Origin of the sequence: Halobacillus halophilus (assembly GCF_020171985.1) — a bacterium.
GTDB lineage: Bacteria > Bacillota > Bacilli > Bacillales > Halobacillaceae > Halobacillus > Halobacillus halophilus_A.
The window spans coordinates 17,680-41,321 of record NZ_JAIVAL010000006.1; the positions used below are offsets into that span (position 1 = coordinate 17,680).

Annotated in this window: 29 protein-coding genes and 1 other annotated feature; of the genes, 17 read left to right on the forward strand and 12 right to left on the reverse strand. The window is 42.4% G+C overall.

Annotated features, from left to right (window positions below):
• Positions 1-42 precede the first annotated feature (42 nt).
• Both LCM11_RS11245 and LCM11_RS11250 read right to left on the reverse strand, forming a co-directional pair.
• Positions 43-933, reverse strand: a complete 891-nt coding sequence (locus LCM11_RS11245; protein WP_224894343.1) for a DUF4349 domain-containing protein — start codon at positions 931-933, stop codon at positions 43-45.
• Between the two features lie 61 nt (positions 934-994).
• Positions 995-1,852, reverse strand: a complete 858-nt coding sequence (locus LCM11_RS11250) for a DegV family protein (RefSeq protein ID WP_224894344.1) — start codon at positions 1,850-1,852, stop codon at positions 995-997.
• Positions 1,853-2,046: 194 nt separating this feature from the next.
• Here LCM11_RS11250 and LCM11_RS11255 point away from each other — a divergent pair, with 194 nt between their 5' ends.
• Positions 2,047-2,898, forward strand: a complete 852-nt coding sequence (locus LCM11_RS11255; RefSeq protein ID WP_224894345.1) for a YitT family protein — start codon at positions 2,047-2,049, stop codon at positions 2,896-2,898.
• Between the two features lie 60 nt (positions 2,899-2,958).
• Positions 2,959-4,287: a BsuPI-related putative proteinase inhibitor gene (locus LCM11_RS11260; RefSeq protein WP_224894346.1), complete on the forward strand. Its 1,329-nt coding sequence runs from the start codon at positions 2,959-2,961 to the stop codon at positions 4,285-4,287.
• 738 nt (positions 4,288-5,025) lie between these two features.
• Here LCM11_RS11260 and LCM11_RS11265 read toward each other — a convergent pair.
• Positions 5,026-5,289 carry a NifU N-terminal domain-containing protein gene (locus tag LCM11_RS11265; RefSeq protein ID WP_014642527.1) on the reverse strand — a complete coding sequence of 88 codons (264 nt, stop codon included), beginning with the start codon at positions 5,287-5,289 and terminating at the stop codon, positions 5,026-5,028.
• 129 nt (positions 5,290-5,418) lie between these two features.
• Between LCM11_RS11265 and LCM11_RS11270 the strand changes: the two genes are divergently transcribed.
• The 3 genes from LCM11_RS11270 (at position 5,419) to LCM11_RS11280 (ending at position 7,639) form a co-directional block, all read left to right on the forward strand.
• Entirely contained in the window at positions 5,419-6,246 is an 828-nt protein-coding gene (locus LCM11_RS11270) for a DUF2785 domain-containing protein (RefSeq protein WP_224894347.1), read from the forward strand.
• A gap of 19 nt (positions 6,247-6,265) precedes the next feature.
• On the forward strand, positions 6,266-6,688 hold the full coding sequence (locus LCM11_RS11275; RefSeq protein ID WP_224894348.1) for a hypothetical protein: 423 nt from the start codon (positions 6,266-6,268) through the stop codon (positions 6,686-6,688).
• 126 nt (positions 6,689-6,814) lie between these two features.
• A complete protein-coding gene (locus LCM11_RS11280; RefSeq protein WP_224894349.1) occupies positions 6,815-7,639 on the forward strand; it encodes an HAD family hydrolase in 825 nt (274 codons plus the stop codon).
• Between the two features lie 195 nt (positions 7,640-7,834).
• Here the strand turns inward: LCM11_RS11280 and LCM11_RS11285 are convergent, their stop codons facing one another.
• The 3 genes from LCM11_RS11285 to LCM11_RS11295 all read right to left on the reverse strand — a co-directional run bounded on the left by LCM11_RS11285 (position 7,835) and on the right by LCM11_RS11295 (position 9,117).
• Complete coding sequence (locus LCM11_RS11285) at positions 7,835-8,050, reverse strand: DUF3813 domain-containing protein (RefSeq protein WP_089752089.1); 216 nt, start codon at positions 8,048-8,050, stop codon at positions 7,835-7,837.
• The gene (locus LCM11_RS11290; RefSeq protein ID WP_014642533.1) at positions 8,051-8,197 is read right to left on the reverse strand and encodes a hypothetical protein; all 147 of its coding nucleotides are present in this window, start codon (positions 8,195-8,197) and stop codon (positions 8,051-8,053) included. It abuts the gene before it with no gap.
• 95 nt (positions 8,198-8,292) lie between these two features.
• Positions 8,293-9,117 carry a Cof-type HAD-IIB family hydrolase gene (locus tag LCM11_RS11295; protein WP_224894350.1) on the reverse strand — a complete coding sequence of 275 codons (825 nt, stop codon included), beginning with the start codon at positions 9,115-9,117 and terminating at the stop codon, positions 8,293-8,295.
• Positions 9,118-9,296: 179 nt separating this feature from the next.
• Here LCM11_RS11295 and LCM11_RS11300 point away from each other — a divergent pair, with 179 nt between their 5' ends.
• From LCM11_RS11300 to moaD, 5 genes are all read left to right on the forward strand, one after another.
• Positions 9,297-10,061, forward strand: a complete 765-nt coding sequence (locus LCM11_RS11300) for an alpha/beta fold hydrolase (RefSeq protein WP_224894351.1) — start codon at positions 9,297-9,299, stop codon at positions 10,059-10,061.
• Positions 10,062-10,135: 74 nt separating this feature from the next.
• Positions 10,136-10,447, forward strand: a complete 312-nt coding sequence (locus tag LCM11_RS11305) for a metal-sulfur cluster assembly factor (protein ID WP_014642536.1) — start codon at positions 10,136-10,138, stop codon at positions 10,445-10,447.
• Between the two features lie 69 nt (positions 10,448-10,516).
• Positions 10,517-11,032 (forward strand): molybdopterin-guanine dinucleotide biosynthesis protein B, encoded by a 516-nt coding sequence (gene mobB / locus LCM11_RS11310; RefSeq protein WP_224894352.1) that lies wholly within the window; start codon positions 10,517-10,519, stop codon positions 11,030-11,032.
• A 4-nt stretch (positions 11,033-11,036) separates the two neighbouring features.
• Positions 11,037-11,492 carry a molybdenum cofactor biosynthesis protein MoaE gene (locus LCM11_RS11315; RefSeq protein WP_224894353.1) on the forward strand — a complete coding sequence of 152 codons (456 nt, stop codon included), beginning with the start codon at positions 11,037-11,039 and terminating at the stop codon, positions 11,490-11,492.
• Positions 11,493-11,494: 2 nt separating this feature from the next.
• Complete coding sequence (gene moaD / locus LCM11_RS11320; protein ID WP_224894354.1) at positions 11,495-11,728, forward strand: molybdopterin converting factor subunit 1; 234 nt, start codon at positions 11,495-11,497, stop codon at positions 11,726-11,728.
• Between the two features lie 161 nt (positions 11,729-11,889).
• Here moaD and LCM11_RS11325 read toward each other — a convergent pair whose 3' ends face one another.
• Together LCM11_RS11325 and LCM11_RS11330 are read right to left on the reverse strand one after the other, a co-directional pair.
• Positions 11,890-12,705 carry an undecaprenyl-diphosphate phosphatase gene (locus tag LCM11_RS11325; protein ID WP_224894355.1) on the reverse strand — a complete coding sequence of 272 codons (816 nt, stop codon included), beginning with the start codon at positions 12,703-12,705 and terminating at the stop codon, positions 11,890-11,892.
• Between the two features lie 301 nt (positions 12,706-13,006).
• Positions 13,007-13,180, reverse strand: a complete 174-nt coding sequence (locus LCM11_RS11330; RefSeq protein ID WP_224894356.1) for a YjzD family protein — start codon at positions 13,178-13,180, stop codon at positions 13,007-13,009.
• Between the two features lie 134 nt (positions 13,181-13,314).
• Between LCM11_RS11330 and LCM11_RS11335 the strand changes: the two genes are divergently transcribed.
• Both LCM11_RS11335 and LCM11_RS11340 read left to right on the forward strand, forming a co-directional pair.
• Positions 13,315-13,857 carry a hypothetical protein gene (locus tag LCM11_RS11335; protein WP_224894357.1) on the forward strand — a complete coding sequence of 181 codons (543 nt, stop codon included), beginning with the start codon at positions 13,315-13,317 and terminating at the stop codon, positions 13,855-13,857.
• A gap of 90 nt (positions 13,858-13,947) precedes the next feature.
• Positions 13,948-14,907 carry a BMP family ABC transporter substrate-binding protein gene (locus tag LCM11_RS11340; RefSeq protein WP_224894358.1) on the forward strand — a complete coding sequence of 320 codons (960 nt, stop codon included), beginning with the start codon at positions 13,948-13,950 and terminating at the stop codon, positions 14,905-14,907.
• A 61-nt stretch (positions 14,908-14,968) separates the two neighbouring features.
• Here LCM11_RS11340 and LCM11_RS11345 read toward each other — a convergent pair whose 3' ends face one another.
• Entirely contained in the window at positions 14,969-15,169 is a 201-nt protein-coding gene (locus LCM11_RS11345) for a hypothetical protein (RefSeq protein ID WP_224894359.1), read from the reverse strand.
• Positions 15,170-15,339: 170 nt separating this feature from the next.
• On the opposite strand from LCM11_RS11345, the gene LCM11_RS11350 reads away from it, so the two are divergent.
• Both LCM11_RS11350 and fabF read left to right on the forward strand, forming a co-directional pair.
• Positions 15,340-16,272 carry a beta-ketoacyl-ACP synthase III gene (locus LCM11_RS11350; protein ID WP_224894360.1) on the forward strand — a complete coding sequence of 311 codons (933 nt, stop codon included), beginning with the start codon at positions 15,340-15,342 and terminating at the stop codon, positions 16,270-16,272.
• 18 nt (positions 16,273-16,290) lie between these two features.
• Positions 16,291-17,532, forward strand: a complete 1,242-nt coding sequence (gene fabF, locus LCM11_RS11355; RefSeq protein ID WP_224894362.1) for a beta-ketoacyl-ACP synthase II — start codon at positions 16,291-16,293, stop codon at positions 17,530-17,532.
• A gap of 50 nt (positions 17,533-17,582) precedes the next feature.
• Here the strand turns inward: fabF and LCM11_RS11360 are convergent, their stop codons facing one another.
• Complete coding sequence (locus LCM11_RS11360; RefSeq protein ID WP_224894363.1) at positions 17,583-18,587, reverse strand: LCP family protein; 1,005 nt, start codon at positions 18,585-18,587, stop codon at positions 17,583-17,585.
• A gap of 157 nt (positions 18,588-18,744) precedes the next feature.
• Here LCM11_RS11360 and LCM11_RS11365 point away from each other — a divergent pair, with 157 nt between their 5' ends.
• Entirely contained in the window at positions 18,745-18,945 is a 201-nt protein-coding gene (locus LCM11_RS11365) for a hypothetical protein (protein ID WP_224894364.1), read from the forward strand.
• A 90-nt stretch (positions 18,946-19,035) separates the two neighbouring features.
• Positions 19,036-19,797 carry a DUF3603 family protein gene (locus LCM11_RS11370; RefSeq protein ID WP_224894366.1) on the forward strand — a complete coding sequence of 254 codons (762 nt, stop codon included), beginning with the start codon at positions 19,036-19,038 and terminating at the stop codon, positions 19,795-19,797.
• Positions 19,798-19,837: 40 nt separating this feature from the next.
• Here LCM11_RS11370 and trpS read toward each other — a convergent pair whose 3' ends face one another.
• Together trpS and LCM11_RS11380 are read right to left on the reverse strand one after the other, a co-directional pair.
• Positions 19,838-20,839 (reverse strand): tryptophan--tRNA ligase, encoded by a 1,002-nt coding sequence (gene trpS / locus LCM11_RS11375; RefSeq protein WP_224894367.1) that lies wholly within the window; start codon positions 20,837-20,839, stop codon positions 19,838-19,840.
• A gap of 59 nt (positions 20,840-20,898) precedes the next feature.
• Positions 20,899-21,097 (reverse strand) — a binding site (T-box leader).
• Between the two features lie 53 nt (positions 21,098-21,150).
• On the reverse strand, positions 21,151-21,522 hold the full coding sequence (locus LCM11_RS11380; RefSeq protein ID WP_224894369.1) for a DUF3899 domain-containing protein: 372 nt from the start codon (positions 21,520-21,522) through the stop codon (positions 21,151-21,153).
• A 401-nt stretch (positions 21,523-21,923) separates the two neighbouring features.
• On the opposite strand from LCM11_RS11380, the gene LCM11_RS11385 reads away from it, so the two are divergent.
• Positions 21,924-23,618, forward strand: coding sequence for a peptide ABC transporter substrate-binding protein (locus LCM11_RS11385; RefSeq protein WP_224894370.1), 1,695 nt, complete (start codon positions 21,924-21,926; stop codon positions 23,616-23,618).
• Positions 23,619-23,642 lie beyond the last annotated feature (24 nt).

A 23,642-nucleotide genomic window follows, 5' to 3' on the forward strand; every position in this document is an offset into this window, starting at 1 on the left:
ACACCCCTCTTTATCCACAGATGGAAAAGAGGGGTGTTTGAATTAGGATGATGACTTTTTCTTTTTTCTTCTGACCAGCCAAAAAAGCAGACCCACTCCGGCAATAAGTGCGAGAAATGGAGAGTAGCCCAGGAAGAATACAATGAGCCAGGAGAAGAATTGCCCAACGTAATGCAGAGAATGGATAAAAGCCTGCTTGGTTTCCTCCCAGATGTTACCCGGGGAGTTATTCAAATTTGCTCCGGAGGCTGTTTCTTGAATGGAGACGGTTATCGTAGAGAAATCGCTCTGATTCTCTAAGTAGTTTATTTTCCCCTTTAATACTTCAATTTCAGATTGAACACGTTCGAGATCTTGAGAGATTTTAATTAAATCTTCTGTCGCTTCGGCCTGTTCCATAAAGGTAAGCAGACGAGATTCAATTTTTTCCTTAGCTTGCAGACGAGATTCTAAATCCACGTATTCTTCGGTAACATCGCGTCCGGATATATTTCTTGAAAGAACGTCACTGCTGATCTCTTCGATGCCTGTAAGCAGAGATTCAAAGTTCGACTGAGGCACTCGGATGCGGATATATCCCTGTCGTCTCCCCTGCTCGTTTTTGCTAATATTGCTTTCGACCATATGAGCTTCCTGCTGGTTCATTCTTTCCTGAAGGTCCTGGTGAAATTGATCGTAATGATTCGTTTCAACGTCGATGTTAGCTTCATAGACCATCATGCGTTGTTCGCTATTTTGAGCGATTCGGGCCGGGTCGTTTTCCTCCCTGTTTTCAGCTTCAGAAGGAGTTTCTGACAATCCATTGGACGCGGCAGAATCCGACGAGGATTCTTCGGATGTCTCTGCACTATTGTCTTCATTTTGACTGCAGGCGGATGAAACAGCAAGAAGAAGCAGGATGCTTAAGGCAATTCTTCCTATCTTCGTCATCATAAAAAATCCCCCTTTTTTAATATAGTCGTTAAAAAAGGGGAAAGGTTACACAGAACTCATTCTATGGGGTATCATTTAAGAAAAATAAAGCAATGGTACCGGGACCAGCATGAGCACCGACGGCTGAGCCGACCATTTCAAAACGAATATCTTCAGTCTCAAACTCCGATCGGATCATGTCGGCCAGCTGCCTCGCGGTTTCCAGGTCATCACCGTGGCTGATGCCGATGCGCTGATGTTTTAAATCTTTGCCACGTTCCTTCATAAGTTCAATCATTCGCTTCCAGACTTTCTTAGAGCCGCGAATTTTTTCAAGAGGAACAAGCTTGCCATCTTCCATATGAAGCAGCGGTTTAATTTTAAGCAGACTCCCGACAAATGCAGAGGCTTTGCTTACGCGGCCGCCGCGATATAAATATTCCAGATCCGCTACTGTGAAAATATGTTCCATATGAGCAGCATGATACTTTCCAGCTTCTAAAATATCTTCAAATGAATAGCCATCTTCTGCAAGTTCAGCAGCTCTTATGGCCACGAGTCCGCAACCCAGTGAAGCTGCTTTCGTATCGATCACTTCAAACTGAGAGTGAGGGTATTCTTCTTTTATTTCTTCTTCTACCATTTTGGCACTTTGATATGTACCGGATAGTTCCGACGAAAAGGCAAAATAAATAAAGGGCTGATCGTTCTTTACAAGTTCTGTGAACGTTTCTCGAAAAGCCTGGGAGGAAACCTGAGAAGTCTTGGGGGTTTCTCCGTTCCGCATTTTTTCATAGACGTCACGGGGGGATATGGTTTTCCCATCTTCATACTCTTCTCCATTAATGGTCACTTTCAACGGGACCATGGTTAACGAATAGCGTTCCAGAGTTTCAGGGGAAAGATCACTGGCTGAATCACATACAATTTGCACATTCATAAGATCACCTGCCATTTATATTCTTTCTTTAAGTTTAGGCATAATAGGAAGGATAGTCAAAGCAATTACAAGAAAACGTACGACAATTCATGAGGCATTTCGACGGAAACTTTCCCACATTACTCATCTTTAACTTGATTTTGTCTCGTTACGGTGATAAAAAAGATAGTAGACTACTCGTAGGAGGTTGCGGATTGTTCACAGTTGAACTAAGAAGAATTATGATTGTGTTGTTAGGGGCAGTATTTAATGCTATCTCCCTGAACCTGTTTCTCATTGAAGCCAATGTTTACGCAAGCGGGTTCACCGGAGTTGCTCAGCTGCTTACCAGTATATTTAACGATTTTTTGGGTGTGCCAGGAATTAGTACAGGTCTCATCTTATTCATACTTAACGTTCCAGTAGTAATTTTAGGCTGGTTTAAAGTAGGGAAGGGTTTTACGGTTTATAGTGTTATATCAGTTGCCTTCACCACCCTTTTTCTTGAATTAATACCCGTGCAGCAGCTTTCAGGAGATATTATCCTGAATGCCGTATTTGGCGGTGTAATTGGTGGTATGGGTGTCGGAATTACGCTCAAATGGGGTGCATCAACAGGCGGCCTTGATATCGTAGCTATGGTGCTTTCGCGTATGAAAGACCGTCCCATCGGAATCTACTTCCTTGTACTGAACAGTGCTATCATTGCGATAGCTGGTTTATTATATAAACCGGAAAACGCGTTGTATACATTATTGACATTATACGTAACGACTCGTGTGATTGACGCTGTTCATACACGTCACGAAAAGCTTACGGCTATGATTATTACATCAAAAGCAGCCGATCTCGAAAAAGCGATCCATTCTCAAATGGTGCGAGGCATTACAACTCTGCCTGCCAGAGGTGCTTTTACTCAGCAGGATAAAAATATGATGGTTATGGTGATTACCCGATATGAGCTGTATGACCTGCAGCACATTATCCAGGATGTCGATCCTTCTGCGTTTACCAATATCGTCCAAACGACAGGTATTTTCGGTTTCTTCCGAAAAGATGACAAATAATCTGTAACATTTCTGTAATATGGTCGTCTAATCATGTAAATAGAAAAAAGGAGTGGCGTTATGAAACATATGTTAGCCATCTTAATGGGGTGCATGATGATTACCATGGCGGCCTGCGGAAATGAAGCAGAGTCTGAAACAAAGTCTAAGGAAGTTAATGAAGAAGAGCCAAAAGCAGAAGAACAAACAGAGGAAAAAGCTGAAGAGGTGGAAGCACTCATTCGATCTTTAAATATGGATGTGAACGTAGAAACATCAGAAGATACGGCTGATTTTAAAATATCGCTTGAAAACACCTCGGACGAGACTGTAACCTTAGGGTTTACTTCCAGCCAGGAATATGAAATTCAAGTAACGAATGAAGAAGGGGAAAGTGTTTACACGTTTTCAGCTGATAAAATGTTTACACAGGAAATGATCCGTAAAGATTTGGCAGCAGGGGAATCGATAACAGCCGAAGAAAGCTGGACAGGCATTGAACAGCCTGGGGACTACGAGGTCACCGTAACGTTCCTAGTAAATTCAATCAATGAACAGCCATTAGAGGCTGAACCTTTCCAATTAACGAAATCATTTAGCATGGAGGCTTCGGATCAAGAAACAGGGAACAGCCGGGAAGGTAATGAAGTACCATCTGAAGAACCAGAAAAAGTAACCCCGGTAGACTCTGATAAAGATAAGGAAACCACAAATGAAGAAGTCAATACAGAAGAGAAGACTGTAAGTGCCGAGGAAGACGGGTTTCGTAATATTGAAGTAAGCGGTAAAGATGGAGCCTATACAGTCACGGGTGAAGTCCACGTATCTCACGGAGAATTTACCTACCTGGTTGAAGACGGTCATCACGTGCTGATTGAACCCGACACAATGCAGGTAGGAAATGATTCCGAATGGACCCCTTTTACGCTGGAGCTTTCGATTCCGAATGAAGATCTACCTGATTACGGTATGGTGACTCTTACGCTTAAAATGAAGTCTGAAGGCAGTGAAGACAAACTGATAAAGAATATTGCCTTAGAGGAAATAGAGCAGAGTGAACCGGAGAATGAAACGGAAGCAACGACGCGAGAGGTTAAAACGGAAGGTGAGGCATTCCGCAACGTAACCGTGTCGGGTGAGAATGGAACTTATACCATTGAGGGAGAAGCACGCGTTCATGAAGGAAGCTTCGTATACACCGTGGAAGATGGACATTACGTACTAGTGGAACCAACATCTGTACAAGTAGCTGAAGGTGCTCCAGCGTGGTCTTCATTTGAGGTGGAAATTGATATACCGGAGAAAGACCTGCCGGGATTCGGCTCACTGACTTTGACTATATTTGAAGAAAGTGCGGAAGATGGAAGTCCTGTGCACGTTAACAACTTACTTCTTGAGAAATTTAATTAAAAGAAAGCCGTCACGCTCATCGTGACGGCTTTTTTGATTAGACTGAAATGTTCATTTTTCAACAATGTTATTCAACTAAAGGGCCGATTAGTTGAAGACTCAGTTTCAAGATATATTTGGTCCGTTGCTAAGAAAGAGAGAAGGATGGCTACGGAAACAACTCGCTTTCCTGCGGGGGAACTGGCAAGCCTCCTCAGTCGTTATCACTCCCTGTGGGGTCTCGCCTAGCTCCTTCTCCCGCGGGAGTCTCGCTGTTTTCTCCGCCATCCTATGATCGAGGAGTGAACGGACCCTTCTATAAGTGAGGTAATCGTTCTGGATCAGCCTGAAACCCTTAAATATCAGGGATTATCCACTTAAAAAAGCTAGATGCTCTTTTGTTCTCCGGTTAATTATAGAAAGCATTGTTGGAGTTGCTGATTTGGCAGGTCCGGAGGGGGGTGATGGAGACTCCTGTGGGATGAACATGATCGGTAAGATCCCGGAAGGCGGAGCCTGAGTAAGCTTACCACATATAAGAAGTTCGACTAAGATCGCCACGTCCTGTGGCAACGTCGAACGACCCTGCGTCATGCAGGGCCGGAAAGCGAAATCGTCCCCCGAAGGACTGTCCTTTCAACCTAAATATCTCGAAACTGAGTTTTTAAGTAACGGGAGCTTATGTTTAATATTAAAGAGTTCTTAAGCATCCTCACTAAAAAAGACGGCCACAATACATGTGGCCGTCTTTTTTAATGATTAATACCCGTATTCTGCTAACAAACCTTCGACTTTAGGAGTTAATGTTTCCCATTCAGCATTCGGTAATTTATTTACGGTAATGAAATTTTGGAAACCGAACACATTGTCCACTCCATCAAAGTTCATGAGATCATTTAGAATTTTATGGTCACTTGTCTGTCCAGGCATAACAGATACACTGCCATCCCCTTGAAAAATCATGGAATCAGTTGTAAATTTACGAGCATTCGGATTTGGTGTTTCTTCTACTTTTACTGCCATTTCGCATCCTCCTCTATAACATCTTTACCTATTCTATCAGATATTCTTCCAACTCTAAACTGAAAGCTAATATTCCATTAATTTCATAAAATCTGTGTTACAATGAAAACACTTTTTAGGAGGTGTTTTATGGAAACGCGGCTCATTGATGTGTTGCAGCCCATTAAAGATAACGATTACCAACTGCCTGAAAACCAAAGCCTGCAGGAGCTTACAACGATGATGCTCCAGAAGATTGGTACGGTTCACCCGGTTCTTAGGGACGATCTGATCCATACTATTTTTACAACGTTTATTGAACGTGGACACTACAGCCATGAACAATTAAAAAATATATTACAATCCGTACTAAATAAAAACTATCTCTTTTACCGGATAGGTACGTCTAAAAAACAGGAAGATGCCGTTTTTAAACGAAGTTTTTCTGTTTTATTAATTCCTCCCATCATGGAAAAACACCGAAAGACACCCTTTTTAAAAGAAGCAGAGGTCCATAGAGTATGGGACCATCTCAAAAGGTATATGCAGCAGGAATCGGATCACCGGGGGTATGTTGAAGGAAAGGGCTGGGCCCATGCAATGGCTCATGCAGCTGATGCTCTTTATCATGTGGCTTCCTGCGATGAAATTACAGAAGCGGAAATACGAGAGATGCTGCCGATTATTAAAGATCAGTTTCTAATTGACCATCCTTATTTATTTGATGAAGAAGAACGAATGGTAACCGCGGTTATGATTATGTTTAAGAAAATCAAACCGCAGACGCGAATGGAATGGCTGGAAACCCTGCTCTATGTGCGGGAAAGCTGGCAGGATCCCCGCGAAGATATTATAATAAACAACAGTAAGCATTTCCTGAGAGCCTTGTATTTCCGTATGCTGGAAGGAGATCATCGGGACCTTCGGCAGGTTTTAGAGAACCTGCTTCGTGAGCTTAGAAAACAAGAAGCCTATTGATAGATGTGGGGTAAACGCTATGATCCGCTGGGGATTTTGGATTGGGACAACTTCTGGACTCATACTCGGTTTTTACATGTGGCTGGTTGAACTAGTAACGGGTAAGAAAGTATATACATTGCTCATGAATGTTGATTTTATTCCCGTGATTGGAAGCATTGAATGGCCGGCTGCGATCGAATGGCTATTCCATTTAATTATTTCCTGGATTATTGGCGTCCTGTATGTGTATGCGTTCAGGCGCATCCTGAAAGATTCTAGACGTAATCGCTGGTTTCTTGCTTTAATCTTAAGTGCGTTTGCCGCCACCAGTTATGTGCCGCTTACGCTTCTCGCTATTAAGGAAACCCCGGCGTTAACCGATGGCGCAGCTATTTTATATTGGTTAATCGGACATGTACTATATGCAGTGGTCTTAAAAATATCCTATTATCGTTCTTGATTCATGTTAAAGCCCGGGAAATGGAGATCCCGGGCTTTTTAGTGTGCATAAGGACTGATGAAGCCGTGCTGAAGGTACATACTAGAAAGAGTATTCATTGGTCTAAACTTGAAGGAGGCCGACGTAATGATCGACCAGGCGGAATGTCTGATTTTTGACTTAGATGGCACGCTGTATGAGGATACGGATCACTTCGAATATTACGCTCAGATGCTTCAGCAACGGGCATCTATGGAAAACCGCCCTCACATAAAAAAGGATTATCGTAAAGTTCTCGCTGGCAAACATCCATTGCAAATAGGTAAGGTTTATGATGTTGAAAAAGATGTCATCCTAACAGTCGATCCCTTTTCTAATACAGCACAAAAGGTGGAAACTTGGAGGGGAAAGGTGTGGCCAAAGAGCCGCACGGAAGTAATATACCCTGATTCGCTCACCTATGATTTAGAAAAACTGATCGCCCTGGGAGACGGCTGGTGGATTCCATATTCAATTGCGAGGCATTATGGCGTATCGGCAGAAGAAGCACGTGAATGTTATGACCAAACGAAAGAATATATGGTTTCTGATCTGTTTTCGCTTACGAAAACGGAGGGGCTTAGAGATGCCTTGCTCAAATGGAAGAAAGAGAAGAAGTTAGTTTTAATCACCAATAGTGAAGCTCACGACGTTGACCATATTTTAAAGCGGATAGACCTGACCGATCTGTTTCATGAAATAATTACTTCGGCAGCGAAGCCGCTTCACACGACCGAGTTATTTCAAGGACTTTTAAGGAATGGCAAGTACACTGCCGGAACCGTCATATCTATTGGGGATAATTTCATGAATGAGATTGCTCCGGCTCTTGCGCTTGGAATGAAAGCTATATGGATCTATCCGCCCGGGTCTGATTGGAATCATAAGGATTTAAAAATTGTGAAGAGTTTTGAAGAGTGTACGAAGACATAAAAAAGATACAGCCATTCATCCAGTGAAGCACGATTCAAAAGGAAGAATGGCTGTATCAAATTCAGAAAAAATTAGGGGGTACATATAAGATACCCCAAATTCAATAATTATAACTCCTGCTAAGGACACAGTTTTTAATAATTAAAAGGGGTAAAAAAGACCAGGCTGGTCATCCAGCCTGGTCTCTTACATGGTTTATCGCAAACTTTGATGGTGGTTTTCAAGCTGTTGTTCTAACTGCTGTAGCTCTTGTTTCTCTTGTTGAGAACATTGGCTATATGCAGATTGAATCGCTTGTTTAGCCGCTTGCATGTCTTCCTGGCTCATCTGCTGGCTGCCATTGCCATCACGGTTCTGTGTGAAACGGTTTACCGCTTCACGCGCGTTTTCAAAAAGGTTTCTGCCCTTCATTTAAAACCCTCCTACCGTATGCTGATCAGATTCGATTTCTTTTCGTTTAGCGTCTGAAAGCCTTTTAGGCTCCATCTTGCTTTCGTCAAACTGACGAACTTCTGTCCAGCGTTCTTCGTTGCGATCTTTCTGTTTTTGCTGTTCCATGACAAGCCCTCCTGTCATAAAAAAAGCCTGAACGTTTTTCACGTTCAAGCTTAGTATGGAGAATTGCCTGTAATCTAACCTAGGAAAATGTTGACTTACATGGCTTTTTTATTAAGTTTTAAATATTCGTTCAAGAACGCTCCAATGCCGTTATCTTCGTTTGAATGCGTAACGTGTTTCGCGACACCTTTTAGTTCATCAATGGCGTTCCCCATCGCGACGCCGACACCGGCGTAATCAATCATTTCCAAGTCGTTGTCTTCATCGCCAAAAGCAATAATACGATCCTTTGGAATGTGGAAGTAGTGAGCAATTTTGTGAAGACCTACCGCTTTATTCAGGCCGGCACGGACGATTTCAATCACGTGCCATGGTGCGCCCCATTTACGATGATCAATTAAAGAAGCATGCACATCGAGTTCTTCGCGAAGCTTCAGAATTTTATCTTCCTCCGGATGGATTAAAATGGAGGTCGGATCATCTTTTAAGTTCGACTGTAAGCGCCCAATACTGATTGGATTATCGTTTTTCGTTTGGAAAATGCTCATAATTTCCTCATCATGCTGATCTAAATACACTTGATCCATGACTTCAGCCAGAATATTTTTGACACCCAGCTCCTTACATGTATCGATAATTTTATGAGCGGTGCGTATTGAAAGCGGGGAGTGAAGCGCATCCCACTTATGATCAGTAGGGTGGTGGATTAAAGCGCCATTAAAGTTAACCATTGGCGTCTTCAGTCCTAATTCATGATAAAAATCAATGCTCGCTCGATGTGGACGCCCTGTCGCAATCACCACGATGTGACCTTGACGTATGGCATTAAGCACGACTTCTTTTGTTTCCGCGTGGATGACTTTATCATCCGTCAGAAGTGTACCGTCCAGATCCAGTGCTATTAAATGTTGTTTGTCCATATCTTCACCTCATTTGTATGTATAGTGTAGCGGTTGGAAAGGTGAGTTGTAAAGAATTCCCGCCTGTATCACCTAACACTTCCCAATTCTAACGGGCAGTGTTACGATTATACTATAACCCACTTTTGTAATAGCTATTTAAACAGGACGTAAAGATTAGTTAGAAAGGAAACACGTTGATGATCGGAATTCAAAGGAAGACTTTAAAAGGCGTACCAACACTTACCGTAGTTGATTCAGCAAAACAAGAGGAGCCAATGCCTGTATTTATTTACTTCCACGGCTTTACATCGGCGAAGGAACACAACCTTCCTCAGGCGTATCTACTGGCAGAAAAAGGCTACCGAGTCATTCTCCCTGACAGTGCCTATCACGGTGAACGGGATCAGGATCTGTCCAAGGATGAGCTGAATTTTAAGTTCTGGGATATTGTATATCAAAACTTAAAAGAACTTCAAGATATAAAAGACGAACTTGATCGAGAGAACCTTATTAAAGACCGGCGGATCGGCGTCGGAGGGACATCCCTTGGAGGGATAACAACGAGCGCGGCTCTAACCATGTATCCTTGGATTCAGGCCAGTGCCGTTATGATGGGTTCTCCGAAACCAGTTGATTTTGCTAAGCAGCTGGTTGATGAAATTGAATACTTCGGGCTGCAGATTCCACTGTCAGAGGATAAAATGGAGGAGCTCTTTGATTTTCTCGGAGCGATTGATCTATCCAAACAAATGGATAAACTATACGGAAGACCTCTTTTCTTCTGGCATGGCGATGCGGATCCTGTTGTTCCATTCGAGCATTCATACGATTTTTATAACGAAGCCATAAAATATTATAAAAATCCGGAGAATATCCGTTTCTTAAAAGAAGTTGGCCGGGACCATAAGGTTAGCCGCTTTGCGATCCTGGAAATGGTCAACTGGCTTGAATTAGTTCTATGATGGAATCGATTGGTTTATTCTGAGTCGATTTTTGTTTATAATAAAGTTTGAACACATGTGAAGGGGGAAAATTTATGAGTACAGCAACTGAAGAAAATGCGTTGGGTGCCCTTGAGAATGTCATTGACCCTGAACTCGGTATTGATATCGTGAATCTAGGACTTGTCTATGGCGTCGATATAGATCCAGACGGCAATGCGACCGTAACTATGACATTAACAGCGATGGGCTGCCCGCTCGCCGCTCATATCGAGCAGGATGTTAAAGGCTGCCTTGCTGACCTGCCGGAAATCAATCAGGTAGCCGTTAATATTGTCTGGAATCCACCATGGACGAAAGATCGTATGAGCCGTTACGCTAAAATCGCTTTAGGAATCCCAGATTAATGAACTTGGCCCCTGCCGTATAAATAGGCAGGGGTTTTTACATAAATACGCAGAGGAGAGGGAATCACAATGAGCCACCAGACCCCAGTATTTCAAGTAGTAGGATACAAAAATAGCGGAAAAACTTCCCTCTTATCTGAATTGATTGCCTATGGTACGGAAAACGAGGAGCACGTAGCTGCGATTAAACATCATGGTCATGATGAACCATTGAAAGTCATGCATCATGGAACAGACAGTTACCGTCTGCATGAATCCGGGGCTTTTATGACAGGAGTGGACAGCCCGGGCCGCCTTCAACTGGAGCTTAATCATCCGGAAGGCTACCCGCTTGAAAAGCTTGTCTCCTTATATCAATTTTTCGGTCCGGATTTAATCGTGGTGGAAGGATTTAAGCAGGAAACCTACCCGAAAGCGGTTATTATAAAGAGAGAAAAAGACTTAGAACTGCTCAAGCTTGAAAACATCCGTCTGGTAGTCACGTGGGACGAGTCCCTCACAAGCCATGTGGAGCTTCCTGTTTACAAGCTGGAAGAATGGAAGGAACAGTTGCCTGAAATCTATAAACTGGCGAAAGGAGGATAAGATTTTGGGGGAGAAGTATTGGATCTCGGATAAGCCTCTAGTGATACAAGAAGTAGTGGATCTCGTCACAAGGAGAAATGCGGGAGCTATTAATACCTTCATTGGTACCGTGAGAGAATTTACAAAAGGAAAAAGAACCCTTTATCTGGAATATGAAGCCTATAAGGCGATGGCAGAGAAAAAATTAGAGGAAATTGGTGAGGAAATTAAAGAGAAGTGGCCGGATGCAGAAACAGCTATTGTCCATCGGGTGGGCCGCCTGGATATTACCGATATCGCTGTTGTGATCGCGGTCTCCACACCTCATCGTGCCGATTCTTATGAAGCGAGCCGTTATGCGATAGAGCGGATTAAAGAAATTGTGCCGATTTGGAAAAAGGAACATTGGGAAGATGGCGAGCAATGGATTGGTGATCAAAAAGAAACAACATACGGAATTCCTGCGAAGGGAGATGCATGAAAATGAATCAAATTTTATTTTTTGCAGGTCTCAGAGAGCAGGCCGGGGAAGAAAGCATCGAGCTGGATATGAACGGCCGTTCTATCGGAGAGCTGAAAGAAACATTATCAAGTCGCTATGCTATAGATAAAGTAAAAGAATCCATGGCAGCTGTGAATGAGGAATTTGTACAGGATGAAGAGATCGTAAAAGATGGAGATACCATTGCCTTTATTCCACCGGTTAGTGGTGGCTAAAAAAGTCAGCCCGCTGCAGAAGCAGGGCTGACTTTTTTTGCTAAACGTGATATCCCACCGGTCCTTGTTCATCTAACGAAAAGGGCCCATTTATCTTGAAACTGGGTCTAACAGAAACGGGAGCTTTTCTGTTAGGTCGGTAAAGGTGGTTCATTAAATTTTTAGAGCCAGATGATGAGTAAGGTAATACCGCCGACGATAAAGCAATAGAAGGCGAAGTATTTCAAGTTTCCGCGGGCCATGATATTCATAAACCATTTTAAAGAAAGATAGGAAGCGACAATAGAAGCTAGAAAAGCTGCAATGTAGCCTATCCATAAATTATTTTGAGAGGCATCTGTAATGACTTCTTCCGCTGACAATAGCATAGTTCCTAAGCTTACGGGGATGTATAGAAGGAAAGAGAATCGCAGCGCGGTTTCCTGTTTCATCCCGAGGTACATAGCAGCCACAATGGTCGCACCTGAACGGCTGATTCCTGGAATTAAAGCAATAGCCTGGGCAAACCCTACAATAGCAGCATCTTTCCAGTTCAGTTGTCCGTCCCCTTTACGGCCGCGCATATTCCTGATCAGCCATAAAGCAACACCGGTGATAATTAACGTAATTCCAACTGTTTGTGGTGTGGACAATCCTTCAATCGCATCTCCCAGTAATATTCCTAAGACACCAGCTGGAATCGTACCGATAATGAGATAAATGATAAAATCAAAATCATCTTTCTGTCGTTCATCTTTGGTAAGTATGTAGCCGATTCCGTTTTTAACTAATCGGACTAAATCATGCCAATAGATAATAAAGACGGCGATCAAGGAGCCAAAATTAACAAGCACCTCAAAATTTAATCCTTCAAAATCCATATCCAGGATGTTTTGGACAAGTACCAGGTGTCCACTGGACGAGATGGGAATCGGCTCTGTAAATCCTTGAAATATCCCCAAAAATAAATATTTAATCAGTATCAAAATTTCTTCCATTATTCTTCCTCCTTGATCCCTTTACCTATAATACATATGTGTTATGTATAGTGGTGCGTAATAAAAGAGTTCTGTCAATATAAAGTCACTTGATGAAGAGCCGGTTTAAGCGAAGAGATGAAACGGAATTCTACACAATCGGTGCCTTATCTACAAGTACCCAGCCTATCAAAAGCACTTCTCTACTATACGGTTACTTGATTTCTATGTGCAATAAGCCAAGTTATTCATTTGGATGCGGTTTATGTACATGAAAAAACGCTGCTATCATTAGACAGCAACGTTCAATGATGACCTATCTTTAAGCTTCGTCTTTAATGAGTCCTTCGCCAAGTATCACTGCCGCCCCAGTAAAAAGAAGCGTCATAATGAACACTTGTATGAAATGAAAACTTCCTCCAGCCATATTACTGACTACATAGGCTGTCATGAAGCTAAGTAGAAGGGCCCAAATCAACGTCCAAACAAACTTCATTTAAACTCACCTCAATCATACACATTCTATTTTAATACTATCAGAACTTCCTAAAAAAAGAAATAAGTATTCGATGCTGTTCATGATTCAAATCAGTCGTGAATAAACTGAAATGATGAAGGAGGGGACGATCAATGCTTATAACTGTACACCCATGTTTTCATTGGATCGGCTATCATATGAGCACCGGTTTTTTACAAGAAGGCAGGCAAGTGATTGGAATTGACCGCATGGAAGCGTCTCTAAGTGAACATTTATATATGTATGTAGGGAGAAATAGTAACTTTCAGCATTTTTATTCGAAAGAGGACAAAGAAAGGCATTCCCAGCCAACAGATGATGAATTATTTATTGAATATGCAGACCAGTATTTAATTGTAGAGAGAAAACATGAGGATCGGATATTTGTACAAGTTGAGCTGCCTGAGCTGTATGGAGAGTGGATGGATATCAGTCAAAAGGGCATCGAACAGGAAGATGAGCTATTAGAATGGGTCAGGGATTCTAAAGCTGTCTATATTAGTGATTTTTTAAATGAATTTATTCCGTATGTCCTAACGCTGAAGGAAGAAAGACAACCGAAGCCTATTGAGGATTTGTGCAGTTCAGAGGATCAGGTAAAGCGAGTAGAGAGTGTATGGAAAGCTTACCAGACGCTGAGAAAACTTTATTTGTAATAGAAGTTTCAAATATACACATTTACTTTATAGAGCACACCCATGTAGAATAAGAGAAGATATAAGTAGTTTTTACTAGGAGTGCTTATTGTGAAGTGGGTATATACAGGATGTGTGCTTTTATTACTGCTCACCGGATGTAATCATATTGCTGGAAAAGCCGATCATGCAGGAATGCTGGTAGAAACCACCATTGATGATCAAGCCTGGGGAGAGCAAGGGTACGAGGGTTTGAAAGCGATAGAGAGAGAATACGGTGTCGATGTTTCCTATAAAGAAGGTATTAATAGTTATACAAAAACGGTTCAAGCAGTAGAAGAACTGGTTAATCAAGGGGCTACGGTCATTTTTGGTCATAGTCATGTGTATGGGAATTATTTTCAACAATTGCATAAGCAGTATCCTGATATCCAATTTATTTATTTTAATGGAGCCTTTACGGCGGACAATGTTACCAGTCTGAATTTCAGTGCTCAGGCCATGGGCTTTTTTGGAGGCATGGCAGCGGGGCGGATGACAGAAAGCGATAAAGTTGGAATTATTGCGGCATTTGAATGGCAGCCTGAAGTAGAAGGGTTCTATGAAGGTGTCAATTTTCAGAACCCGCAGGCTGAAGTCGAGATCACGTTTACAAACAGCTGGGAAAATACGGAGAAGGCTCTCCGTCAGTATGAACGGTTAGAGAAGCAGGGAGCTGATGTGATTTATCCCGCTGGGGATGTATTTAACCAGGCTGTTATCAAACAGGTGAAGCAGGATGACCATTATGCGGTCGGTTATGTGAATGATCAGTCTGATGTTGGCGGGAAGGCTGTTCTCACCAGTACAATACAGAAAGTAGATACTGTTTATAAAATTGCTATGGATAAGTTTTTAAACGATAACCTGCCTGGACGTCCATTAATGTTTGATTTTGAAGAAGGGGCTATTGAAATGGGGCCTTACAGTTCGGATATGCCGAAAGAGTTTCAACAGGAAATTGATCATGCTGTAAAGCGGTATATTGAAACAGGATATCTGCCCAATCATCAAAACTCTGAAGCCAAATAAGGCTTCAGAGTTTTTTTATTAAGAAACCGGCTGGAATTTAAGAAAAAATAGAGCATTTCCGCTACTTTTTAAATTTGTTGACCATTGGTTTAATCATCGGATAGATTGACTTCCACGTTTTGTTAACTTCTTCCCACATTGTTCCCCAGTCAGCCTGTGGCTGTTCTTTTTCTTTTTCCTCTTCTTTTGGCTCTTCCGCTTGTTTACGATTATTGGGACCTTGCCAGAAATGGTCGAATGGAGATTGAGGTCTTTTGGCCATGACATTCACCCCCTTATATCTACTTTATGTAAGAGGCGCTTCCTCTTTGTGGGCGGCCCTATTATTGGAAAAGCTTCTACTTGCAGAAACCAAAGAGATGAATTAAAATTAGTACCAAGTCATAAGAATTGATATAAGAATTTAGACTTTACCTTTAAGGGGATGAATATATGAACGCAGGTATATTGGGTGTAGGTCACTACGCTCCAGAAAAAGTCCTTACCAACCAAGATTTAGAGAAAATGGTGGATACAAGTGATGAGTGGATCCGGTCCCGTACTGGAATAGAAGAACGCCGTATCGCGGCAGATGGGGAAGATACTTCTCATATGGCAGTAAATGCCGCCAGAAGCGCCCTTGAAGATGCCAACATGGATGCTGAAGAATTAGACATGATTTTAGTGGCTACCGTTACTCCTGATCAGCCGTTTCCTTCGGTTGCAACGATGCTGCAAGAACAGCTTGGAGCTAGAAAAGTAGCGGCAATGGATTTAAGCGCAGCGTGCGCAGGCTTTATGTATGGTGTCATTACAGCTAAGCAATTCATTGAAAGTGGCGGTTATAAGAATGTCCTGGTAGTCGGTGTTGAGAAATTATCCAAAATTACGAACTGGGAAGATCGAAACACATGCGTACTATTTGGAGACGGGGCAGGCGCAGCAGTAATCGGTCCGGTCAGTGACGATAAAGGGATTATGTCCTTTGAACTTGGATCTGATGGAAGCGGTGGACCACACTTGTACCAGGATGAAACCTTGTTCATGAATGGTAGAGAAGTGTTTAAATTCGCAGTAAGGCAAATGCCTGAGTCTTCTGTGAATGTGGTCAAGAAAATTGGTCTGAAAGAAGAAGATGTAGATTATTTAATCCCGCATCAGGCTAACATAAGAATTATGGAAGCCGCACGCGAACGCCTGGGTATTTCAGAGGATAAGATGGCTACGTCTGTGAAACGATACGGGAATACATCTTCCGCATCAATCCCGATGGCTTTGTCAGAAGAAGTAAAAGCAGGTAAAATAAAAGATAACGATTTAGTAGTACTTGTCGGATTTGGTGGCGGACTCACCTGGGGCGCCGTAGCTCTCCGATGGGGTAAGTAACCGAGGAGGAATACAATTATGGATAAACGACGTGTCGTCATTACCGGTATGGGAGCAGTCACTCCTGTAGGTAATTCAGTAGAAGAAATGTGGAGCAGTATTAAAAGCGGCCGATCTGGTGTCGGCGAAATAACGAAAGTGAACAAAGATGATTATCCGGTCAGCGTCGCTGCTGAATTAAAAGACTTTGATCCTTCCAGCTATATTGACCGTAAAGATGCTCGCCGTATGGATCCATTTGTTCAATATGCCATGGTTGCTTCTCATATGGCCGTAGAGGATGCAGATTTGAAGATTACAGATGAAATTGCGAATCGTACCGGGGTATGGATTGGCTCAGGAATCGGGGGAATGGGAACGTACGAATCCCAATTTGAAACCTTCCAGAAAAAAGGCTACCGCCGCGTGAGTCCTTTCTTCATCCCCATGATGATTCCGGATATGGCAGCCGGACAGGTGTCCATTTCGCTTGGTGCCAAAGGGATTAATTCCTGTACTGTAACCGCCTGCTCTTCCGGAGCGAACTCTATTGGCGATGCTTTCAAAGTTATTCAAAGAGGTGACGCCGACGTCATGATTGCAGGCGGAACCGAAGCGCCGATGAACAAAATGTCCTTTGCCGGCTTTGCGTCTGCACGGGCGCTTTCTCTTAACGAAGATCCGAATACAGCGAGCCGTCCATTTGATAAAGACCGTGATGGCTTTGTCATGGGCGAAGGTGCCGGTATTCTAATTCTTGAATCCCTTGAATCGGCAAAACAGCGCGGAGCTAAAATTTACGGTGAACTAACAGGATATGGCTCAACAGGTGACGCCTATCATATTACATCACCAGCTCCAGAAGGGGACGGAGCTTCCCGTGCGATGAAACAGGCTCTGCAGGATGCAGGGGTTGAGCCGGAAGCGATTGATTATTTGAATGCTCACGGTACTTCGACAGAATTGAATGATAAATTTGAAACCTTCGCAGCCAAAACCGTGTTTAAGGATCATGCGAATAAGCTGGCAATCTCGTCTACGAAATCCATGACCGGACACTTGCTTGGTGCTGCAGGAGCTGTAGAATCGGTTATTTCATTAAAAGCGATTAATGAAGGGATTCTGCCTCCGACGATTAATTATGAAACTCCGGATCCGGAATGTGATCTGGATTATGTGCCGAATGAAGCGAGAAAACAGGAGATTAATGCTGTTATGAGTAACTCTCTAGGCTTCGGCGGTCACAATGCAACATTGATTTTCCAGAAATACAACGACTAATATAAATAAGATCCCCGATGCTACAAATGGCATCGGGGATTTTTTTGTAGCTATTCTTCCTGGTCATATAAGAACTTCTTTAAGTCCTCGCGAGTTTTATTCTCTTCGTGATTTAGAACAAGACCGATTGGATATGGTTTCCGCTCATTCCATACATTATCCTTGGTTGGAATGCGGATCGTTTCCAGCTTCTCGGGAGGATGAAGGAAGTAATCCTTAGCTGCTTCCATATACATACCGCTTCCTGCATCTGTATCCACGTAGGGTTGGATAGAGCCAAGCAGTCGGGGGACTTTCCAAAGACTTTCAATGGAAAGAAGCTGTTCTTTCAATAAGGTTAGAACTTCCTGCTGACGTTCTACACGCCCGAAATCACCCTCGCTGTCACTTCTAAAACGTGTATAAGCTAGCAGTTCCTCCCCATCCAGCCGCTGAATTCCTTTATTAAGGTCAATGACGGTGTCGCCGCCTTCTGATTGATAATTCAAATCATTCTCTATCGTAACCTCGAGTCCATCGGGGGCAATCGTATCAGCGATATGACTGAATCCGTTGAAATCCACCGTCGCATAATGCTCCAATGGAATATCGAAATTTTGAGCTATCGTTTTTCTAAGAAGTTCCGGTCCTCCCAGGGCATATGCCGCATTAATCTTATTGGAACCGTGCCCGGGAATCTTTACATAAGTATCCCGCATGATAGAAGCAAGCTTCAAACTCTGCTTTTCCGGGTGATAGCGAAGAATCATTATGGTATCCGTTCGCGCAGTCTCTGTAGATCTCTGGTCTGTCCCTAAAAGGAGAAGCGATAGGGCACCACTGGGGTCCGGCTCTCCATGAAAAGGATAAGCGGCCTCTTTGTCATCATCTTCCAGGTTTATATCAGGTTTGATGGGGGCATGGTTTTGCTGGCTTAACGCCTGCTGCTTTCCTGCTAAATATTCGTAACAGGTAAAGCCGGCAGTAAAAAGAAAACAAAGTGATAAAATAGCCAGCACCGCCTTTAATCTTCGTCTTTTTTTATCAATAGAATCGTTAGAACGATTGGTACTCAAGAGATCATCAACCTTTCCTGCTTACGGTTCCAATCTTCCCTTAATTTACCTTTAATTGGCAAAGAAGTAAAGAGGAAGAAGGAAGTACGAAACAAGGGCATGTCGGCGGGACAACCTTCATATTATAGAACAGGAGGACAGGCCGGGAGGTTGTCACATGTGGTGGTGGATCGTATTTTTGACGGGGTTCGGTTTTGCTGTAGCTGGAGGAACCGTGACGATTACGTATTTGAACCTTATTCCAGCAGGTCTTAGCTGGTGGGAATTTCTTATTTTGATTCAGACCAGGTATGAGTGTTACTTGTTTCCCTTAGGGATTTTGTTCATTACGACAGCCATTATATTTATGAGAGATTAGTTTAGTAAATAATGGATCTAAAGAATAAAATAGCCATTATTGGTCATAATGTAACCTAAAGAGATCACTGAATGAAAGTGAGGGGCCGATATGCTATACATGCACGACTTATGGGTAAATTGGTTTGAAGGTGAAGAGAATGGATATAATGTCTGTCGATTCCATGAGTGGAGGAAGGAAGACGGAATTGAACTAGTAGATCAAATTCCACTCCTGCTTGTTACAAATGAACTTTTTAACTTTATTGAAAATGATTTGCAGGATCTGCCGCTGCCCTTGCTGCAGGAGATCCATAGAAAGACGTACATGAAAAAGAATCAAGAAAGACAAACCGTAGAATATGCTGCTGTCGTAACAAACGGAGAAGATGTCATTGTATTTGATACCCTTGGGTACACCCTGCCTGTTAAAAAAAGCCGACTCATTCCAAGACAGGAGCGTCTGGTATTTGAGATGGTTCAAGGTAAGAAGCCTGTTTCCTATTCAATAGAAGAAAGTGTATTAAAAGAACACCATATTCTCTCTCTGGAACCTGCAAAAATGGCAGGCCTGACCCGTAGAGAAAGGCAGTTAAAACAACTACTTATGATGGCCCTGGACCAATTAAAAAACTCCGATCATCCGGAAGAAATCAGATATTGGCTTACGGAATGGGACCCTGACCAATATCCATACTTGAAGCAACTGACGAATGAGGAGGCATGGGACCTCTTATATGAGGGAACCTGTAAGGGATGGACTTCTTTACATGAAGAGCTGTGTGAGAAACTGGTTAAAGGGCAGCCCTTCTTTGAAACGATTTGGCAAGGAGAAAACCAGCACGTCTCCCACAAAATAAACAGCCAGAATTGAGTGGTACCACTCAATTCTGGCTTTTCTTCTGGATTTTCCGTTATTTTTTCTTTCTAACGCGGCCAAGTCCCATGGCTTTCTTCGCTTTGCGCAGCATCTTATTGGCTACAAAAGAAGCATCTTCAGCCCCTTTATCTAGAATATCATCCAGTTCTTCAGAATTAATCAGTTCATTATAACGATCCTGGATCGGTTTCAGCGTCTCGACGACAGCAGCTCCCACGTCTTCTTTAAAAACTCCGTATCCTTTTCCTTCATATTTAGTTTCTAGTTCTTCAATGCTGATACCGGAGCAGATTGAATAAATCGTCAGCAAGTTAGATACTCCCGGTTTATTTTCCTTATCGAACTTCACAATGCCTTCTGAGTCCGTAACGGCACTCTTTACCTTTTTCATTATCTTTTTCTCATCATCGAGCATCGAAATATAGCCCTTCTGGTTTTCGTCCGACTTGCTCATTTTTTTAGTCGGCTCCTGCAGCGACATAATTCTGGCTCCCGTTTTTGGAATGCGGACTTCAGGCACGGTAAAGATATCGTTGTATTTATTATTAAAACGCTGAGCCAGATTTCGTGTCAGTTCCAGGTGCTGCTTCTGGTCTTCACCGACAGGTACGATATCTGTCTGATAGAGAAGAATATCCGAAGCCATGAGGGGAGGGTACGTCAGCAGTCCTGAGGTAACGCCTTCCTTGCCTCCAGAAGCGGATTTGTCTTTGAATTGAGTCATCCTCTCGAGTTCTCCTATATAACTCACACATTGCAGCATCCATCCAAGCTGCGTATGCGCAGGCACCTCAGACTGAATGAATAATGTAGATTTCTCCGTATCGATACCGGATGCTAAATACAAAGCGGCAAGAGAACGAATGTTATCCCTTAGCTTTAAACGGTCCTGCGGTACTGTAATGGCATGCTCATCTACAATACAGAAGTAGCATTTCTGATCATGCTGTAAGTCTACGAAGTGTTTCATCGCTCCTAGGTAGTTCCCAAGTGTTAACGTACCACTCGGCTGGATCCCTGAAAAAATGGTTTTCATTACTTTCACCTCATTATTAGTTTTAGGCTATAAAAAAGGATCATTCATCTCTTCCATATGGAAGGGACGAATGATCCGCGGTGCCACCCTGATTACTTTTAAACGTAAAAGTCAACTTTATGATCGTTAACGCTGATCGTACGTCAATAGAAGCTCCTAAGGCCCAATTCCTCCCACTGATCCTGACTGTTCGCAGCATCCACAGTCTCTCTGAAAAGATTACAGCAGCGAGTACTATTCCTTATTCATAGCCTTTAATTTTATATTGTAAGATTTATATTATAGCCGATAAATGCTTCACGCGCAAATCCCTAAAGATTATAGTAAAGAGCCAGTAAAGCCAGTAAACCTGCTGTTAACATGCCGCCATGAAAAAGAAAGAATTTGAGCCACGTACTTTCAATAGTCTGGGAAGGCAGAGGTTTCTGCTTCCAATCGTCAAGATAATCCTGCTGTTTCGAAACGCGGTTATAAAATCTTCTCATACTATACGTAATGGCATCGAAGAATCCTCCGCGGATCACCCACAGAAGTATTCCGACAAATAAATAAAAATAGGCAATATAGAAAAGCTGATTAATAAAATGGAATAAATCATAGACAGGTGCCAAAATAGCGAAAAGCAGGCTGACAAGCAGGAGATTTCCTGCAACACCCATCCATTTATTTCTTAGCACATTCACCGAATGTCACACCTTTCCTTAAAACTCGTACATATTATATCACGTCTTCCTCTATGAAGGAATTGTAAATGGGATTAATAAACAGAAAATTCACGGTTGAAGGAATATTGAATGGTATATTCACTTACTTTAACGTATAACCGCATTAAATGCGGGTTCATCTCTTAAAGCCTCCCTTCTTTATACAAATTAGCTTATAATTAATGCAATTCGACACGTAAATGTTGTAAAATAAACTAGGTAATAAGTCACATTTTATGTTACAGAAAAGTAATAATGATGGGCTTCATACTATTTTTCGGAAAAAAAGGTAATGCAAAATAGTTAGAAAACTTGTATAATTCGTATTGTGGACAAAGCGCCACGATACTTTTAGAAAAATTAGGGGAGGTCTTTTCTACATGAAAAAGACAAATTGGTTATTGCTAGTACTAGCATTAGTACTAAGCATGTTCCTGGCTGCATGTTCAGGAGGAGGAAATGAATCCGAAGGAGATTCAGGTTCTTCTGACAACGGCGGGGACTCAGAGAATACTGAAGAACAATCTTCAGGAGATAGCGAACAAGTACTTAACATTACGGATAGTGCAGAGATCCCAACGATGGATCCAGCACTTGCTACAGACGCAGTAGCTTTCCAATTCCTTGGTTCCACAATGGACGGGCTTTATCGTCTGGGTGAAGGTGGAAAACCAGAACCAGCAATTGCGAAAGACCACGAAGTAAGTGAAGATGCCCTTACTTGGACATTTAACCTGCGTGAAGATGCAACATGGTCAAACGGTGAGTCTGTTACAGCGAACGACTTCGTTTACGCTTGGCAGCGCGCTGTAAACCCTGATACAGGATCTGAATACGGTCCTTACATGATGGGCGGAGTTATTAAAAATGCAACTGCTATCGCTGATGGCGAAACACCTCCAGAAGAACTGGGTGTTAAAGCAGTAGATGACTATACGCTTGAAATCACTCTTGAAAAACCGATTCCTTATTTCGAATCATTAACTACTTTTGGTACATTCCTTCCATTGAACCAGAAATTCGTTGAAGAACAAGGCGAAGATTTCGCTCTTGAAGCTGATACTCTAGTATCCAACGGTCCTTTCACAATGACTGAATGGAACCACGGCGAAGGCTGGACTCTTGAAAAGAATGAAGATTACTGGGATGCTGAAGCAGTTAAACTTGATAAAATTAATGTAAGTGTTGTTAAAGAAACTTCTACTGGTGTAAACCTTTACCAGAGCGGCGACATCGATCGTACAGCTCTATCAGCTGAATTCGTTGACCAGTACCGTTCTAATGAAGACTTCCAAGTTGAGAAAGAACCTACTTTGTTCTACTTGAAGTTTAACCAGGAGAACGAAATCCTTGGAAACGTGAAAGCTCGTAAAGCTATGCAAATGATCATTAACCGTGAAGACATGGTTAACGTTATCCTGAACAACGGATCTATCCCTGCTGTAGGTGATATTCCTGAAGATTTCGTTAAGCACCCTGAAAGCGGAGAAGACTTCCGTGAAATCAACGGAGATCTTGTAGAAACTAACAAAGAAGAAGCTCAAAAACTTTGGTCTGAAGCTAAGCAGGAACTAGGTATCGAGAATGCTGAAATCGGCTACCTTGGCGGCGACAGTGATGTTGCTAAGAACCTTGATGCTTACCTTAAAGATCAGCTTGAAGAACTTGAAGGATTGACTGTCAACGTTCAAGCCGTTCCATTTAAAGAGCGTATTGACCGCGACAAGAATATGGAGTATGACATCCAGAATGCTGGATGGGGACCTGACTATATTGACCCGAATACTTTCTTAAACATGTGGGTAACTGATGGTGGAAACAACCACACTGGTTATGCTAGTGACGAGTATGATGGAATGATCGAGAAAGCGAACAACGAGCTTGCTCAAGAGCCAGTTAAACGTTTTGAAACATTCCTTGAAGCAGAGAAGAAACTAATTCAAGAAGACGCTGTACTTGCTCCACTTTACCAGCGTGCATCTGCTAAACTAGTTAAGCCATATGTTAAAGGTGTCATTACTAACCCTATGGGACCTGACTACATCTACAAGTACGCTTATATTGAAGGTAAATAATAGACAAAACTATTCTAAACCATA